Here is a 16,244-nt window from a genome sequence, read left to right on the forward strand (position 1 = left end):
GCGACGAGGTGGTGGCGGTCATCCCGACGACTCCCGCTCCTGGTAGCGCTCGGCGACGTCCTCGGCCAGCTGCTGCCCCCGGTCGAGGGCCTCCTGCACGGTCATCCGGCCGGCGATCGCCGAGCTGACGTCCTGGGACACCCGCGTGCCCAGGTCGGGGAACTCCGGGATGCCGACGAACTGGATGCCGGGCGCCGGGCGAGGCTGCACGCCGGGGTTCAACGGGTCGGCCGACCGGATCGCCTCGACCGTCGGCTGGGCGAAGGCGCCGGCCTCCGCGAGGTAGTCGGGGTTCTCGTAGGTCGACGCCCGCTTTCCCGCCGGGACCCGCGACCAGCCGAGCTCCTGACCGACCAGCTCCTCGTACTCCCGGCTGGACGCCCAGGAGATGAACTCCCACGCGTTGTCCTTCTTGGTGCTCGCCTGCTGGATGCTCCACGCCCAGGCGTACAGCCACCCCGAGCTCTGGGTCTCCACCACCGGCGCGGCGACGTAGCCGATCTTGCCCTTGACCGGGGAGCCCTCGGCCTCGAGCGACCCGGCGGCCGAGGTGGCGTCGTACCACATGGCGACGTTGCCCTGGATCAGGTTGTTGAGGCACTCGGTGAAGCCGGCCTGGGGTGCACCGACCTCCCCGTGCTCGCGGACGAGGTCGACGTAGAACTGGGTGGCCTCGACGAACTCCGGGCTGTTGACCTGCGCCTCCCAGTCCTCGGTGAACCAGGTGCCGCCGAAGGTGTTCACCGCCGTGGTCAGCGGCGCGAAGATCTGGCCCCAGCCGGGCTGCCCGCGCAGGCAGATGCCGGCCATGCCCGGCTGCGTGCCGTCGACGGCCGCGGCGATGTCGGCGACCTCCTGCCAGGTCGGCTTCTCCGGCATCGTGAGGCCGGCCGCCTCCAGGACGTCGGTGCGGTACATGAGGAACGAGGACTCGCCGTAGAACGGCTCGCCGTAGACCCGGCCGTCGTCCCCGGAGAGGGACTGTGTCATCGGGCCGAGGACGTCGGCCTGGTCGAACTCGGCATCGGCCGCGATGTAGTCGTCCAGCGGCGCCACCCACCCGCTGCGCGCGTAGATCGGGATCTCGAAGTTGCTCAGTGTGGCGACGTCGTACTGGCCGGCCTGGCTGGAGAACTCCTGGCTGATCTTGTCCCGGACGTCGTTCTCCGGCAGCACCGTGTAGTTCACCGAGATGCCGGTCTCGGCGGTGAAGTGCTCCGCGGTGAGCTGCTGCAGGTCGACCATCTGCGGGTTGTTGACCATCAGCACGTTGATGCTGTCCTCCCCGCCCCCGCCGGGACCCCCGCCCCAGCCGGCGCACCCGCTGACCCCCAGGGCCAGGGCGGTGGCCGAGGCGAGTGCCAGACGGGGTCGGTGCCCGGCCCGGCGGGACCGGCGACCTCGGTGGACGGGTGCAGACATGGTCTCTCCCCGGACAGGCACCGGGACAGCGCTGCTCATCTGAGCGGCTCATCCCTCATCTGTGTGACGGAAGTCTCGTCAGGACGCCGGTCGGCGTCAAGATGCGGTGCAATGGGAGCGACCGATCCGCTCGGCTGAGCAGAAGGGCCCCGCATGCCCCCGCAGGACACCGGCCCCGCCCAGGTGGTCCTCACCGCGTCCGTCGCGCGCCGCTACTACCTCGACGGCCGGTCGAAGGTGGAGATCGCCGGCGAGTTCGGGCTCAGCCGGTTCAAGGTCGCGCGGCTGCTCGACGCCGCGCGGGCCAGCGGCCTGGTGCGCATCGAGATCCGGCACGACGGCGAGATCGACGTCGACCTGTCGGCGCGGCTGCGGGACCGGTACGGGCTGCAGCACTCGGTCGTCGTCGACACGCCGGACGACGACCCGCCCACCCTGCGCGACCACGTCGGCCGCGCCGCCGCGCAGCTGCTCGCCGAGGTGGTGACGGCGCAGGACGTGCTCGGCCTGGCCTGGGCGCGGTCGGTCAGCGCGATGGCGCGGGCCCTCCCCCCGCTGCCGGGCACGCCGGTCGTCCAGCTCACCGGGGCGCTCTCCCTCCCCGACGGGCCGGACACCTCCGTCGACGTCGTCCGCGACGTGGCCGCCGCCTCGGGCGGGGTGGCGCACTGCTTCTACGCGCCGCTCACGGTGCCCGACGCCGCCACCGCGCGCGCCCTGCGCCAGCAGCCCGAGGTCGCCCGCGCCTTCGGCCAGCTGCCGTCGGTCACCAAGGCCGTCGCCGGCGTGGGGCTGTGGGAGCCGGGCCAGTCGACCATCCACGACTCGGCCTCGGAGGCCGACCGGCGGGCGTTGCGCGAGCTGGGGGTCTGCGCCGACATCTCCGGCGTCTTCGTCTCCGCCGAGGGCGAGCCCGTCCCGACGGAGCTGGCCGACCGGATGATCGCGATCAGCGCCGAGGAGATGCGGGCGATCCCCGAGGTCGTCGTCGTCCCCTACGGCGTGCGGAAGGCGCCGGCCGTGCGCGCCGCCCTCCGCAGCGGCCTCGTCGGGGGCATCGTGACCCACACGGCGCTCGCGCGGGCCGTGCTCGAGGAGACCTGAGGGGCCCGGGCCGGCGCGGGCACGAGGACCTGGAGGTCCGGTGCCCGAGAACAGGGACACCGAGGTCGCCCTGGTGGGCGGCACGGCCAACCGCGGCGAGGTCGTGCGGGTCGGGGACACCGTCCGGCGTCCGCTGCGCCCGACCAGCCCGGCCACCCACGCCCTGCTGCGCCACCTCGCCGACGTCGGGTTCGCCGGCGCGCCCCGGTTCCTGGGCCTGGACGACCTGGGCCGCGAAGTGCTCTCGTTCGTGCCCGGCACCGCGGTCACCCCGCCGTACCCGCCGTGGGCGCTCACCGACGAGGCGCTGGACAGCGTGGCCGCGCTGCTGCGCGACTACCACCGGGCGGTGGGCAGCTTCGACCCGTCGCCGTACGCCTGGCCCGCGTCGCCGCCCGCCCCGTTCGCCGGCGAGCTGGTCAGCCACAACGACGTCAACCTGGACAACGTCGTGTTCCGCGGCGGGCGGGCGGTCGCGCTCATCGACTTCGACCTGGCCAGCCCCGGCTCGCGGGTCTGGGACGTCGCCTGCGCCGTCCGCCTGTGGGCGCCGCTGCGACCGGACCGGTACGTCGACGACCTGCGGCGCGGGCGCGGGCTGTTCCGCCTCCGGCGCTTCGCGGACCGCTACGGCCTGACCGACGCCGACCGGGACCGGCTGGTCACCGCCGTCCGGCTCAACCACGACTGGTGCTACGACATCGCCGGCACCGCGGCCGCCGGCGGCCACGCCGGCTTCGCCGAGTACCTCTCCGGCGGCGGGCTGCAGCGGGCCGAGCGCACCCGTCAGTGGTACGTCGAGGACGGCGACCGGCTGCGGGCCGTGCTGCTCCGGCGGCCGGCCGGCGGCGCCGCGGCCCCGGTCCGGTAGCCGGTGGCCGACCCCGGTCCGCGCTGCGCGCCCGCCGTCGGCGGGCGAGGGTGGTCGGGCACGGCACGCGACGACGGGAGGGTGCGGCGATGGCGAACGCCTGGTTCGAGTCGGTGGCGGAGGCCCAGCGGCGGGCGGAGCGGCGGTTGCCGAAGGGCGTCTACGGCGCCCTGGTGGCCGGCTCCGACCGGGGGCTGACCGTCGAGGACAACACCGCGGCCTTCGGCGAGCTGGGGTTCGCGCCGCACGTGGCGGGCCTGAGCAACGACCGCCGGCTGGCGACGTCGGTCATGGGTCAGCCGGTGTCGATGCCGGTGGTGATCAGCCCGACCGGCGTGCAGGCCGTGCACCCCGACGGCGAGGTCGCCGTCGCACGGGCCGCGGCCGCCCGGGGCGTGGCGATGGGCCTGTCCTCCTTCGCCAGCAAGCCGGTCGAGGAGGTCGTCGCGGCCAACCCGCAGACGTTCTTCCAGATGTACTGGGTCGGCGACCGCGACGCGATGGCCGCCCGCATGGAGCGCGCCCGCCGGGCCGGCGCGGTCGGCCTCATCGCCACGCTGGACTGGTCGTTCGCCTACGGCCGCGACTGGGGCAGCCCGTTCATCCCCGAGAAGATCGACCTCGAGGCCGCCCGCCGGTACGCGCCGCAGGTCCTGCTCAAGCCCCGGTGGCTGCTCGACTTCGCCCGGACCGGGAAGGTCCCGGACCTCACCGTGCCCAACATGGTCGCCGAGCCCGGCGCGCCGGCGCCGACCTTCTTCGGCGCCTACGGCGAGTGGACCCAGTCACCGATGCCCTCGTGGGACGACGTCGCCTGGCTGCGCGAGCAGTGGGGTGGGCACTTCATGCTCAAGGGCGTCATGCGGGTCGACGACGCCGAGCGCGCGGTGGACGCCGGCGTCACGGCGATCTCGGTGTCCAACCACGGCGGCAACAACCTCGACGGCACCCCGGCGGCCATCCGCGCCCTGCCCGCGATCGCCGAGGCCGTGGGCGACCAGGTCGAGGTCCTCATGGACGGCGGCATCCGCCGCGGCACCGACGTCGCCAAGGCCCTCGCCCTGGGCGCCCGGGCGGTGATGATCGGCCGCGCCTACCTGTGGGGGCTGGCCGCCAACGGCCAGGCCGGCGTGGAGAACGTCCTGGACCTGCTGCGCGACGGCCTCGGCTCGGCCCTGATCGGGCTCGGCCACACCTCCGTCGACGAGCTGGAGCCCGGCGACCTGGTCATCCCCCCGTTCTTCGAGCGGCACCTGGGCGCGCCGGGCGCGGACGCCCCCGCCGGCGCCCGCGCCTCGGGCAAGGGCGACCGGACCTGACCGGCGCCTCCCGCCGGCGGCGCGTCCACCGGCGGGAGGCGGCTGTATCACCGTCGAGGGGCGCGGCTCTGTCCAGCAGGTCCGCGAAGCCGACGGCCTCCCGGGACAGATCCCACCGGGCCACCGCCGACCCCGCGAGCCGACCGATCCTCCCGCCCGCACCCCCGAGGACGTCCCATGGCTCCGACCGCTCCGTGCACCCGGCACACCCGCGCGTGGATCGCCGGCTGCTCCGACTGCACCGCCTGGCACCTGCCCCGCCAGATCGCCCGCCGCGCGAGCACCCCGGCGTCGCGGACCACACGGCTGCGGGCGGTGCCGTCCCCCTGCCCCCGCCGCACCGTCCCGCCCGCGGTCGTGCCGGTCGGCCGGACCGCCTGACCGGCCGGCGCACCCCGGGAGCCGTCATGACCGTGCCGACCACCGACCTCCTCGACCAGCCGACCACCGACCTCCTCGACCAGCTGACGACCGACCTCGCCCGGGCCCGCGAGGACCTCGACGCGGCCCGGCTCCGGCAGGCCCGCAAGGACACCCCGGACCACCGGGCCGAGGTGGCCGGCTGCCGGACGCGGATCGACGGTCTGCTGGACCTCTACTCGTCGCTGCGCGCGGGCCGCGTTCCGCGGAACCGCCCACGGGCGTGCTGCTGACCCGGACGCCGGCCCGCTGGACGATCCCCCACCTCCGGGTGCGGCCGGACGACCGCGTGCTCGGCCTGGGCTGCGGGCGCGGCGCCGTCCTCGGCCGGCTGAGCGCGGCGGCGTTCCTCAACGAGGTCGTCGCTGTGGAGCCGTCTCCGCGGCGGGCGCGCCGGGCCGCCCGCCGGCACCGCAGCGCACTGCGGGACGGGCGGATCCGGATCCGCTGCGGGGACGCCGTGGACCTGCCCGCGGCCGACGGCTCCTTCGACCGGGTGTGCGTCCTCGACGCCCTCCCCGCGTGGCCCGACGACGTCCGCGGCCTGCGGGAGGCGTACCGCGTGCTGCGCCCGGCGGGGCGGGTGACGGTCGCCGTGCGATCGGGTGGCCCGAGCGGCACCCGGCTGGCCGCCCTGCTGCACACGGCCGGGTTCCGGGACGTGGCGTGGGCGGTGCACCCGGACCGCTCCCCGGGCTGGCTGTGCGCCTGGGGCACGAGGTGCTGACGCCGTATCAGCGCCGCCTCCCCCGGCTCCGAGCAGGTACCCCACGTGCACCAGGAAGCGAGGCCCCCCGATGACGAACCTGCTGGCTGCCACCTCCTTCGGGCACCTCACCGCGGAGGAGAAGCGCGAGCACCTCGACGTCCTCACCGACGTCGTCACCGACCTGCGCGCCGAGCTCGCCCGTGCCGAGGCGGAGCGAGCCGCGCTCCTGCGCAGCCTGGAGGCCGACCCGGCCGCGTAGCCGCGCTCCGACCGGGACGCGTGCCCGCCCAGCACCGTCCCCGCCGCTACGCTCTCGGGCACGTCAGCCCCGGCCGAGAGGGGGTGGACCGTTGGACCCCGACGGGGACGCGAACCCGGTACCCCAACTGGTGGCCGCCGCGGTCGCCGGAGACTCCGCCGCCTGGAACGCGCTGGTCGACCGCTACACGCCACTGGTGCTGTCGGTCGTCCGCCGCTACCGGCTGGGCAGCGACGCCGACGACGTGGTGCAGACGGTGTGGCTGCGGCTGGTCGAGAACCTCGGCAACGTCCGCGAGCCGGCCGCCCTGCCGGGCTGGATCCTCACGACGGCCCGCAACGAGTGCCTCCACGTGCTCCGGCGGAACAAGCAGGTCACCCCCGCCGACCTCGGCGAGGAGGGCTGGCCGGAGGGCAGCGGGGAACCCGCCGTCGACACCGACCTGCTCGCGCTGGAACGCCACCAGACGCTGCTGGTGGCACTGGCCGAGCTCCCCGAGCGGCAGCGGTCGCTCCTGCTGCTGCTCATCGAGGACCCGCCGCTGCCCTACGAGGAGATCAGCCGCCGACTGGGCCTGCCGGTGGGCAGCATCGGCCCGACCCGGGCCCGCGCCCTGGCCCGAGTGCGCGCCTCGCAGGCGGTGCAGGCGCTGCTGGACGCCTGACCCGCGGCACCCTCGTCCCCCGCCGTCAGCCCGCGCCGAGGACCGCCTCGGCCGTGTGCTCTCGCGGTGTTCCCCTCGCTCTGGCGGTGCCGCGTGGCCACACGAGCGGGCAGAAGCCGGCAGGACCGGTCCCGATCGGTGGGCGGGGCCGTCCCGGGACGGCGCGTCACCCCTGCAGCCGTCGTCAGCCCGCGCCGAGGCAGACGAACGCCGCGGCGGCGGCACGGCCGGCGCTGTCCGCGGGGTCGAGCCCCGCCTGGGCGGCGGCCAGCGCCTCCGCCGGCGAGCGGCCGGCGCGCAGGCCCTGGTGGTAGGCCCGCATCAGCGGCACCGTCGCCGCGTCGGGTACCGGCACCACCGGCGCGACCAGCGTGGCCGTGCCGCCGCCCAACAGGGCGGCACCGAACCCGAGGACCTCCCCTCCCGCGACGACGTGCGGCCGGCCGGTGTCGCACGCGGCGAGGACGACGGAGAACGGCGGGCGGGCCAGGCGCTCCAGCTCGTACACGGTGAGCGGCCCGTCGGCCAGCGCGAGCGCGGAGAACAGCGCGTTGTCCGAGCGGACGACGCCGTGCGCGGCCAGGTGCAGCATCGCCGCGCCGTCGGTGCAGGTGGCCAACCGCGCCGCGGTCGCCGCCGGCCCGGCGAGCACCGTCGCCCCCGGGTACAGCGCACCGATCGTCGCGGCCTCCAGCGTCGCGCCCGGCAGCCCGGGCCCGGCCACGACGACGACCGCGGCGTCCTCGGGCGGCCGCGGGCGGGTGACCGCCTGCTGCCAGATCGTCGCCGACGGGCTGACCGTGACCGGTCGCCCCCGGCAGGAGGGCAGCACCGACCACGGCAGCGACTGCAGCGGCCCGGTGGGGACGACGACCAGCGGCCGTTCCCCGACGTGCGCCCGCAGAGGGGCCAGCAGCAGCTCGTCGGAGACGGCGGCCGCCCGCTCCAGCACCGCCGCGGCGGCGGCTCCGCGGCCGGCCGGCCCGGTCTGCGCTGCGGCCAGCCGGTGCAGCGCGAACGGCACGTGGGTCAGCGCCTGCCGGACCGCGTCGGCCCGGCCGAGGGAGTGCAGCCGCAGCCGGTGCCCCACGACCGTGACCGCCGTGAGGTCGCCCTCCAGCTCCACGTACTCCACCAGTGCGGCGTCCCCCAGGGGCTCGGTCAGCTCCGCCACCGGGGTCCCGAGCCGGTGCGGAACGCCCTCCCCGGCCTCGAGCGTCCGGCACCGGTCTCGGATGCGGCGCTCCAGCACCACCTGGTGGGCGACCAGCGCCTCGTCCGGGCGGCCGTCGGTCCGGGCCTCCTCGATCTCGGCCATCGTGGAGCGCAGGTCGGCCAGGTCGCGGGCCAGCTCCGGGTGCTCCGGCGGCCGGGCCGGGCGCAGCCGCAGGGCGCTGGCCCGCCCGCGCTCGGCCCACCACAGCACCCGCCGCGGGTCGCCGTCGGCCAGGGCCATCCGCAGGCCGGTCCGGGCGATCGCGCCGCGCTGGAGGCTGACGTGCGCGCGCAGCTCGGTCGCGCCGAGGGTGGCCTGGTGGTCCTCGACGATGCGCAGCCCGGCCCGCAACGCCGACAGGGCCGCGGCCCGCCGTCCGTCGGCGTCGCGGAGCAGCGCCTCGGCCAGCCAGGCCCGGGCCCGCGCGTCGGCGGGTCCGGCGTGCCGGGCGCGGCTGGCCGTGCGCAGGTGCCGGCGGGCGACGGCCCGGTCCCCTCGGTCGAGGGCCATCCGGCCGGCCAGCACCCTCGCCTCCAGAGCCGGGACCCGCCAGCCGGCGGCCTCGAGATCCGCGGCCAGCTGGGCCGCCCGCTCCGGGCCGACGCCGCCCGGATCGGCCGCCACCTGGGCCTGGAAGCGGGCGAACCGGGCGAGCGCGAGGGAGTTGACCCGCCCGAGGCGGCGGAAGCCGCGGACCGCCGCGTCGGCGCTCGCCGCGGCCGTCGCCGTCGCGCCCTGCACCAGGGCCACGGTGGACAGCAGCAGCTGCGCCTCCGGCAGGTGGACGCCGCGCCCGTGCTGCTCGTAGGCGGCGACGGCGGCCTCGGCCGTGGTCCGCGCCTCGTCGAGCAGGCGCACCGACAGCAGCACCCCTGCCCGGTCGACCAGCAGCGACGGCTCGACGACGTCGTGCCGCGCGTAGTGCTCCTCCGCGGCGTCGAAGTGCCGCAGGCACGCGGGGACGTCGCCGCGGGTGGCCTTGACGCAACCGAGGTTCTGCTCCGCGTAGGCGACGAGCAGGTCGAGCTGGTGGTCCTGGCACAGCCGCCGGGCGTCGAGCAGGTCGGCCTCCGCGGCGCCGAAGGCGCGTCGTCCCAGGTGGATGAGGCTCCGGTTGTTCAGGGCGCGGGCCGCCCACTGCGCCTCGCCGGCCTGCCGGAGCACCGGCAGCGTGCGACGCAGCTCGTCCAGGGCGGCGTCGTACCGGCCGAGCTCCTGCAGGATGGCCGCCCGCTGGACCCGGGCGCGGGCGCCCTGGACGCCGTCGAGGTCGCGCACGGCCGCGTCGATCTCCCGGGACGCGCGCCCCGTCTGGCCGCGCAGCGTGAGTGCCGAGGCCAGGCTCATCCGGGCCTCACCGACCCGGGTACGGGACCCGGCCCGGCGTCCGGCCGCGACGGCGGCCCGCAGGTGGATCACCGCCACGTCGATCTCGCTGAGGTTCATCGCGGCCACGCCGAGCGCGCGCTCGGCGATGCTCACCGCCGACCACGCCCCGAGCTCGCGGGCCGGCCCCACGACCGAGGACCCGAGCGCCCGCGCCTCGCCGGGCCGCAGGCTGGCGACCTCCATCGCACGGACCGCGGTGGCCTCCAGGTCGGCAGCGGGCGGTGGGCGCACCGGGCGCTCACGCACGGAACTCACGCGACGACGGTCCGCTCCCCACCCAGGCGAGTCAACGGTCCAACGACCCGGGCCGTTCTGGGAGGCGCCACGGACCGCGACACTCGCCGCACGCAGCGCGCCCGCGGAGGGGGAACCGGTGGACGTCTACGAACCACAGGGCATTCGCCACGCCTACTACAAGGCCCAGGACAGCCCCGAGCTCGTCGTGGCCCTCGAGCACTGCGACGAGGTCGTGCGGGTGCTGGCGCAGGACCTCGGGGTGCCGACCGGGCACGTCGACCGCAGCCCTGACCTCGGCCTCGCCCTGGTGCGGCTGGAGGGCAGCGACGAGGAGGCAGCCGAGCAGGTGGAGGCGAGGCTCGCGGAGAAGGCGGAGAGGGAGAAGACGCAGCCGGCGGCACAGCAGGCGCCGGTGGAGCGGTCCGAGCCGCCGAGGACCGCGATGGACCGCCTCCTGCGGGGGCTGCGCACCCACTTCGCCGACGAGTTCGCCGGGTGGACGCCGACCATCGGCAAGAACCGGCTGGTCGGGCACGTGGAGGGTGGCGGGCACATCTCCCACGGCGGCGGCTCCGACCCTGTGCTCTCCGCCTGGGTGCCGGACCTGCGTGTGGCCCGGCCGGGGCTCGGCGTCCGCGTCGGGGTGCTCGACACCTCCGTCGCCGAGCACGAGTGGCTCGCGGGCCGCTGGATCGGCTCGCCGCAGGACGTCCTCGCCAACCAGCCGCCGTACCCGGCGATCGCCGGGCACGGCACCTTCGTCACCGGCCTGGTCCTGCGCATGGCTCCGGGCTGCATGATCGAGGCGCGCCGGGTCCTCTCCGACGCCGACGGGCAGGCCGAGTCGTGGGACGTGGCCAAGGCCATCGTCGAGCTCGGCCGCGCCGGCATCGACGTCCTCAACCTGTCGATGGTCTGCTACACCGAGGACGGGCAGCCGCCGCTGGCCCTCGCCGCCGCGATCGACCGGCTGGACCCGGAGATCGTGGTGGTGGCCGCCGCGGGCAACCACGGGAAGACGCGGCGCCCGCTGGACCACCTCACGGACCAGGACCTGCGCAAGCCGGCCTGGCCGGCGGCCCTGGACGACGTCATCGCCGTCGGCGCCGGGGACGGCCGGCGGGATGGCGCCGAGGCCGAGTTCACGCCCCGGCGGGCGCCCTGGATCGACGTCCTGGCCGACGGCGTCGACGTCGACTCGACGTACCTGTACGGCTCCGTGCTCGTCGACCTGACCGGCCGGACGAAGGCCGAGGAGAGGTTCGAGGGGATCGCCCGCTGGAGCGGCAGCTCGTTCGCGGCGGCCCTGGTCAGCGGGGCGATCGCGGCGCGGACGGTGCCGGGGCGCACGACCGCGCGCGCCGCGTGGGAGGCCCTCCTGGCGGAGTTCCCCGACCGTCGGGTGGAGGCGCTGAAGGGCGGCCGGCCGCAGTCGCCACGGTTCCTGCCGCTGCTCGACCGCGAGCGGGCACCCGAGGCCGTGCAGAGCAGCTCAGAGTGAGAACCAGTCGGTCCGCAGGACGCCCGAGGAGGTACCGCAGCGCAGCTGGACCTCGCCGCCGGCGGGTTCGTCGAAGGTGAAGCAGCCGACCTCGTCGACGGTCGTGTGGTCCAGGACGCCGGCCCGGCTGAGCAGGGTGACCTCCCCCTCCGTCGGTGGGACCAGCTGACCGACCAGGCCCTCCTCGGTCACGCTGAGCTCGACGGCCAGCCCGCCGCCCTCGAAGACGAGGGTGCGCGGCGTCGTGGGTGCGCTGCGTTGCAGGACGGGCTCGCCCGCCGTGGAGTCGTGGGTGAGGGCGGCGAGCTCGGCGTCGACGGTCCGCCAGGACCAGGCCGCCTCGCCGGCGGCCCGCGCCGCCGGGGGGATCGGTCCGACCGACCGGACGGCCTGGCCGATCAGGTCCAGCAGCCGGTCGTCCTCATCGGGGCCGGGAGTCGTCATCGGGGGTCACCTCCCTCCTCCTCGTCCGGGTCTGCGGTGCATCGTCCACCCCCGTCCGCCGGACCACCAGGGAGCGTCCGGCTCGCCCGGCGACGCCACTCCGGCCTGTCTCGATGCAGAGCCGCGGGAGGCCGCCGGGATACACCCTCCCGGCAGGAACTCGCCGCGCTGCCGGGCCTTGCGGCCGACGGAGCCGAGCGAGAACGCTGGCGCCCCTCCCAGGGAAGGAGTCGCCGTGCCTGCGCCCACCGACCACGAGCTGTTCGACCTCGGGGACCTGCCGCTCCAGAGCGGGGCCACCCTCCGGGGTGCGCGCCTGGCCTACAAGACCTACGGCACGCTGAACCTGGACCGGTCGAACGTGATCCTCCACCCCACCTGGTTCAGCGCGTGGCACGACGCCAACGAGTGGTCGTTCGCGCCGGGCACCGCGTGCGACCCCGGCCAGTACTTCGTCGTCGTCCCGAACCAGCTCAACAACGGCCTGTCCAGCTCGCCCAGCAACACGCCACCGCCCTTCGACGGCCCGCACTTCCCGGCGGTCACCTTCTACGACCAGGTCGAGGCCCAGCACCGCCTGCTCACGCAGAAGTGGGGCATCGAGTCCCTCGAGCTGGTGGTGGGCTCCTCCATGGGGGCCGGGCAGACCTACCAGTGGGCGGTGAGCCACCCCGAGATGGTCAAGCGCGCGGCGCCGATCGTCGGCTCCAGCCGCACCAGTGAGCACAACCAGGTCTTCCTCAAGAGCCTGCGCGCCACGCTGACCCTCGACCCGGCGTTCAAGGGCGGCCACTACTCCCCCGACGCGCTGCCCACCGCGGGCCTGCGCGCCTTCGCCCGCATCTACGCCGGCTGGGGCCTCTCCCAGGCGTTCTACTGGCAGCGCACCTACCGGGAGATGGGCTACTCCTCGCTGGAGGACTTCCTCGTCGGCTTCTGGGAGGGCTTCTGGCTGGACGGCCGTGACCCGAACAACCTGCTGGCGATGCTCTGGACGTGGGAGAACGGCGACGTCGGGAAGACCCCGGGGTTCGACGGCGACACCGAGGCGGCGCTGCGGTCGATCCGCTGCCCGCTGATCTCCATGCCGGCCCGGACCGACCTGTACTTCCCGCCCGAGGACGAGGAGTGGGCCTCCCAGTTCATCGAGCACGGCGAGGTCCGGGTCATCAACACCATCTGGGGGCACTTCGCCGGCCTCGGCATGAACGAGGCCGACAACAAGTTCGTCGACGACACCCTGCGGGAGCTGCTGGCCCGCCCGGCCTGACCGCCGGACGGCCGCGTCAGTCGTCCCCGTGACAGGCGCACTCGCAGTCGTGGGTGCAGAACGTGTGGTTGCCGTGGTCACAGGGCGTCCCGTGCACTGTCCACTCCTCTCATCGTCCCGCCGGCACTTCCGACGGGGGGTCCAGGGGCTGGCCCCGGTGCGCCGCGGCCTCACGGTGCGGCATGCCCGTGCTCCCGCCCGGCAAACCGCGCCGCGCCGGCGTGCCGGTCGGGCACGGGAGGGTCCCGGCGGGGAGCCCGAGCACGACCTCCAGGCGCCGGCACGTCTGCGGCCCGGGGCTCCGGACCCCGGCCTCCCACGCGCCGACCGTCTGCCCCGACCGGTCCACGGCGCGGCCGAGGGCGGCCCGGGTGAGACCGGCGGACAGCCGCGCGGCCCGCAGACCCTCGGGGACCTCCCGCGGTCGCCAGCGCGGGCCGGGCGGGAGTGGGGGCAGGTCGATGCCGCAGGCGCCGACCACCTCGGCGGTCGCGCGCCGGTAGACGACGGCCATGCGCCGGGCCACGGCCACCGGCACCTGCCGGTCCCCCGCCTCGTACCGGGCCAGCGTCCCCAGGGCCACCCGCAGGTACGCCGCGGCCTCGCGCTGCGACATGCCGGCCTCCCGCCGCAGCCGGCGCAGCGGCCGGGGATCCGGGCCCGGGATCCGCCGAGCGGGACGCGCCGCCAGCGTCGCCACGTCGGTGTCCAGGACCCGGGCGAGCTCCGCCGCGACGCCCGCGGGCACCGGCACGCCGGCGGTCTCCCACATGGAGAGGGTCGTGGGCGCCACCGCCAGCAGCCGCGCGAGCGCGCGCCCGCTCAGGCCGGCCCGCCGCCGGACCGCCGCCAGCGACGGCAGCGGTGCGCCGTCCAGCCGGGCCGGCGGGTGGTCGGCGAACAGGGCGTCGACCCCGTCGGGCGGCAGCCCCAGCAGCGTGCCGAGCAGCGGCCAGTGCCCGCGGACGGGCCGGCGGACGCCCTTCTCCCACGCGGCCACGGTCGGCCGGCTCACCAGCAGGGCCTGGGCCAGCTCCGTCGCGGTCAGCCCCGCCGCCGCGCGGGCCTCGGCCAGCGTCCGCGGCCCGTCGCCCCTCGCGGGGGCCGGGGCGCGGCGCCCGCCGGCCGGCCGGACGGCGAGCGGCGCCGCGAGCGTGGCGGTCATCCCGCCCCGAGCGCGTCGAGGCCGGCCGCGACCAGGCCGGGCACGGCGTCGGCCGCCCGGCGGGCGTCCCGCCCGGCGTCGGCGCCGGCGTGGGCGCGGTGCGCGATCCCCTCGGCGATGACCGCCAGCTTGAGGTGGGCCAGGCCCAGGTAGAACGGCCAGTCGCCGAGGGCGCGGCCGGAGCTGCGGGTGTAGGCCTCGGCCAGCGCGTCCGGCGCCGGCAGCCGGGGGCTGGTCCAGGCCGCGGGGATGCCGAGGACGACGTCGAGAGCCGGGTGGCGGTACACGCACATCAGGGCCACGTCGGTCAGCGGGTCACCGAGCGTCGACAGCTCCCAGTCGACGACGGCGCGGACCGTGCCCGGGTCGTCCCGGTCGAGGATGGCGTTGTCGATGCGGTAGTCCCCGTGCACGACGGCGACCTCCGACCTCGCGGGCACCCGGTCGGCGAGCAGGGCGTGCAGCCGCTCGAGGTCGGGGAACTCCCGGGTGTGGACGGAGTCCCACTGCCGCCGCCAGAGCGCCACCTGCCGGGTGAGGAAGCCCTCGGGCCGGCCGAACCCGGCGAGTCCCACGGCGTCGACGTCGACCGCGTGCAGCGCCACGAGCACGTCGACCAGCCCGGTCGTGGTCCGCGCCAGCGCGTCGTCGGAGAGCGCGGCCAGGTCCTCCCGGTCGCGGACCACCACGCCGTCCACCCACTCCACCACGGTGAACGGGGCGCCGAGCACCGACTCGTCCTCGCAGAGGCTGACCGGCCGGGCGACCGGCACCGCGGTGCCCTGCAGCGCGCTGGTCACCCGGTGCTCCCGGACCATGTCGTGCGCCGACGCGGTGAGGCCGGCCAGCGGCGGCCGGCGCACCACCCACCGGGAGGCGCCGTCGGTCACCGCGTAGGTCAGGTTCGACCGGCCGCCGGCGATCAGCTCGGCCGTGAGCGGGCCCGCAGGCTGCACCCCGTGGGCGGCGAGGTGGGCCGCCAGGGCGTCGAGGTCCAGCCCGGGCAGGCCGCTCACGACGCCGTCCGCGTCCGGGCGGCCCGGACCGCGCGCTTGGCGATGGCGAACCGGTGCACCTCCGACGGCCCGTCGTAGACCCGGAACGGGCGGACCTCGCGGGCGATGCGGGCGATCGGCAGGTCCGCCGACACCCCGAGCCCCCCGCACAGCTGCATCGCCCGGTCCACGACCCGCCCGATCGCCTCCCCGCCGAACGCCTTCGCGATCGACGTCTCCTGGCCCGCCGACGAGCCGGCGTCCAGCGCCGCGCAGGCCACGTCCAGCAGCGCCCGCGTGGCCGCGAGGTCGATCTCGTTGTCGGCGATCAGCTGCTGCGCGAGGCCCAGGTCGGCGATCGCGCTGCCGAAGCCGCGCCGGGCCGCCGCGTGCTCCACCGCCACCTCGTGCGCCCGCACCGCCGCGCCCAGCCACCGCATCACGTGGGTCATCCGGGCCGGCCCGAGCCGCACCTGGGCGTTGGCGAACCCCTGGTCGACCTCGCCGAGCACCGCGTCGTCGGGGACGACGAGCCCGTCGAAGACCACCTCGCAGTGCCCGCCGACCATCGAGCGGTCCATCGTCGGCACGTGCCGGCCCACCTCGAGGCCCGGTGCCCCGGCCGGGGCGAGGAACATCGTGCCGCCCCCGCGCTCCCCGGGGGACCCGCTGGTGCGGGCCATGATGATGAAGAAGCCGGCCCCGTCGGCGCCGGTGATGAACGTCTTGCGCCCGTCGATCCGCCACCCGCCGGCCACCCGGGACGCCGTCGTGGCCAGCGCCGCCGGGTCCGAGCCCGCACCCGGCGCGGGCTCGGTCATCGCGAAGGCCGAGCGCACCTCACCGGCCACCAGCGGAGCCAGGTACTCCTCCCGCTGCGCCGGCGTCGCCACGTGCGCCAGCAGGTGCACGTTGCCCTCGTCCGGTGCCGCGGCGTTGATCGCCAGCCCGCCGAACAGCGAGTACCCGGCCGCCTCGAACACCCGCGCCCGCTGCAGCATCGACAGCCCGAGGCCGCCGACGTCCACCGGCGCGTGCGGCGCCAGCAGCCCGCGCTCCCGCGCCGCCCCCTGCAGCTCCCGGCGCAGCGCGTCCCCGCCCGCGGCGGTCACATCGCCGTCGAACCGGTCGTCCACCGGGAGGACCACCTCGCGCACCAGCTCCCGGGTCCGGGCCACGAGGTCGGGGACGTCGGGCTGGGCACTGCCGGGGCCGGCGGGCGCGGCCGTCGTACTGCTCACGGGGCGGGTCTCCTCTGG

The 16,244-nt window shown here is 76.3% G+C and carries 16 protein-coding genes; 10 read left to right on the plus strand and 6 right to left on the minus strand.

From position 1 onward, the window contains the following. Window positions 1–18 precede the first annotated feature (18 nt). Complete coding sequence (locus ACI78Q_RS12105; RefSeq protein WP_456923619.1) at window positions 19–1,422, minus strand: ABC transporter substrate-binding protein; 1,404 nt, start codon at window positions 1,420–1,422, stop codon at window positions 19–21. 153 nt (window positions 1,423–1,575) lie between these two features. Here ACI78Q_RS12105 and ACI78Q_RS12110 point away from each other — a divergent pair, with 153 nt between their 5' ends. The 8 genes from ACI78Q_RS12110 to ACI78Q_RS12145 all read left to right on the plus strand — a co-directional run bounded on the left by ACI78Q_RS12110 (window position 1,576) and on the right by ACI78Q_RS12145 (window position 6,768). Next, the gene (locus ACI78Q_RS12110; RefSeq protein WP_456923620.1) at window positions 1,576–2,526 is read left to right on the plus strand and encodes a sugar-binding transcriptional regulator; all 951 of its coding nucleotides are present in this window, start codon (window positions 1,576–1,578) and stop codon (window positions 2,524–2,526) included. A 40-nt stretch (window positions 2,527–2,566) separates the two neighbouring features. After that, entirely contained in the window at window positions 2,567–3,397 is an 831-nt protein-coding gene (locus ACI78Q_RS12115; RefSeq protein WP_456923621.1) for a phosphotransferase, read from the plus strand. Window positions 3,398–3,486: 89 nt separating this feature from the next. Further along, window positions 3,487–4,716, plus strand: coding sequence for a pre-mycofactocin synthase MftD (gene mftD, locus ACI78Q_RS12120; RefSeq protein ID WP_456923622.1), 1,230 nt, complete (start codon window positions 3,487–3,489; stop codon window positions 4,714–4,716). 177 nt (window positions 4,717–4,893) lie between these two features. Beyond that, a complete protein-coding gene (locus ACI78Q_RS12125; RefSeq protein WP_456923623.1) occupies window positions 4,894–5,097 on the plus strand; it encodes a hypothetical protein in 204 nt (67 codons plus the stop codon). A gap of 26 nt (window positions 5,098–5,123) precedes the next feature. Further along, window positions 5,124–5,369 carry a hypothetical protein gene (locus ACI78Q_RS12130; RefSeq protein WP_456923624.1) on the plus strand — a complete coding sequence of 82 codons (246 nt, stop codon included), beginning with the start codon at window positions 5,124–5,126 and terminating at the stop codon, window positions 5,367–5,369. Next, window positions 5,360–5,863, plus strand: a complete 504-nt coding sequence (locus tag ACI78Q_RS12135; RefSeq protein WP_456923626.1) for a class I SAM-dependent methyltransferase — start codon at window positions 5,360–5,362, stop codon at window positions 5,861–5,863. The genes ACI78Q_RS12130 and ACI78Q_RS12135 overlap by 10 nt, the downstream gene beginning before the upstream one ends. Before the next feature lie 70 nt (window positions 5,864–5,933). Beyond that, window positions 5,934–6,104, plus strand: coding sequence for a hypothetical protein (locus tag ACI78Q_RS12140; RefSeq protein WP_456923627.1), 171 nt, complete (start codon window positions 5,934–5,936; stop codon window positions 6,102–6,104). Between the two features lie 91 nt (window positions 6,105–6,195). Next, the gene (locus ACI78Q_RS12145; RefSeq protein ID WP_456923628.1) at window positions 6,196–6,768 is read left to right on the plus strand and encodes an RNA polymerase sigma factor; all 573 of its coding nucleotides are present in this window, start codon (window positions 6,196–6,198) and stop codon (window positions 6,766–6,768) included. A gap of 184 nt (window positions 6,769–6,952) precedes the next feature. Here ACI78Q_RS12145 and ACI78Q_RS12150 read toward each other — a convergent pair whose 3' ends face one another. Next, window positions 6,953–9,628 (minus strand): CHAT domain-containing protein, encoded by a 2,676-nt coding sequence (locus ACI78Q_RS12150; protein WP_456923629.1) that lies wholly within the window; start codon window positions 9,626–9,628, stop codon window positions 6,953–6,955. A gap of 118 nt (window positions 9,629–9,746) precedes the next feature. On the opposite strand from ACI78Q_RS12150, the gene ACI78Q_RS12155 reads away from it, so the two are divergent. Then, on the plus strand, window positions 9,747–11,111 hold the full coding sequence (locus tag ACI78Q_RS12155; protein WP_456923630.1) for a S8 family peptidase: 1,365 nt from the start codon (window positions 9,747–9,749) through the stop codon (window positions 11,109–11,111). Here ACI78Q_RS12155 and ACI78Q_RS12160 read toward each other — a convergent pair. Further along, a complete protein-coding gene (locus ACI78Q_RS12160) occupies window positions 11,103–11,555 on the minus strand; it encodes a hypothetical protein (RefSeq protein ID WP_456923631.1) in 453 nt (150 codons plus the stop codon). The genes ACI78Q_RS12155 and ACI78Q_RS12160 overlap by 9 nt on opposite strands. Before the next feature lie 235 nt (window positions 11,556–11,790). Here ACI78Q_RS12160 and ACI78Q_RS12165 point away from each other — a divergent pair, with 235 nt between their 5' ends. Next, window positions 11,791–12,825: an alpha/beta fold hydrolase gene (locus ACI78Q_RS12165; RefSeq protein WP_456923632.1), complete on the plus strand. Its 1,035-nt coding sequence runs from the start codon at window positions 11,791–11,793 to the stop codon at window positions 12,823–12,825. A gap of 109 nt (window positions 12,826–12,934) precedes the next feature. Here ACI78Q_RS12165 and ACI78Q_RS12170 read toward each other — a convergent pair whose 3' ends face one another. From ACI78Q_RS12170 to ACI78Q_RS12180, 3 genes are read right to left on the minus strand one after another with little or no spacing between them, the layout of a single operon-like run. After that, the gene (locus ACI78Q_RS12170) at window positions 12,935–13,990 is read right to left on the minus strand and encodes a helix-turn-helix domain-containing protein (RefSeq protein WP_456923633.1); all 1,056 of its coding nucleotides are present in this window, start codon (window positions 13,988–13,990) and stop codon (window positions 12,935–12,937) included. Next, window positions 13,987–15,006, minus strand: a complete 1,020-nt coding sequence (locus ACI78Q_RS12175; protein ID WP_456923634.1) for a phosphotransferase family protein — start codon at window positions 15,004–15,006, stop codon at window positions 13,987–13,989. The genes ACI78Q_RS12170 and ACI78Q_RS12175 overlap by 4 nt, the downstream gene beginning before the upstream one ends. Beyond that, the gene (locus ACI78Q_RS12180) at window positions 15,003–16,226 is read right to left on the minus strand and encodes an acyl-CoA dehydrogenase family protein (RefSeq protein ID WP_456923635.1); all 1,224 of its coding nucleotides are present in this window, start codon (window positions 16,224–16,226) and stop codon (window positions 15,003–15,005) included. The genes ACI78Q_RS12175 and ACI78Q_RS12180 overlap by 4 nt, the downstream gene beginning before the upstream one ends. Window positions 16,227–16,244: the final 18 nt, after the last annotated feature.

The sequence above is a fragment of the Geodermatophilus sp. SYSU D00705 genome (assembly GCF_054050135.1).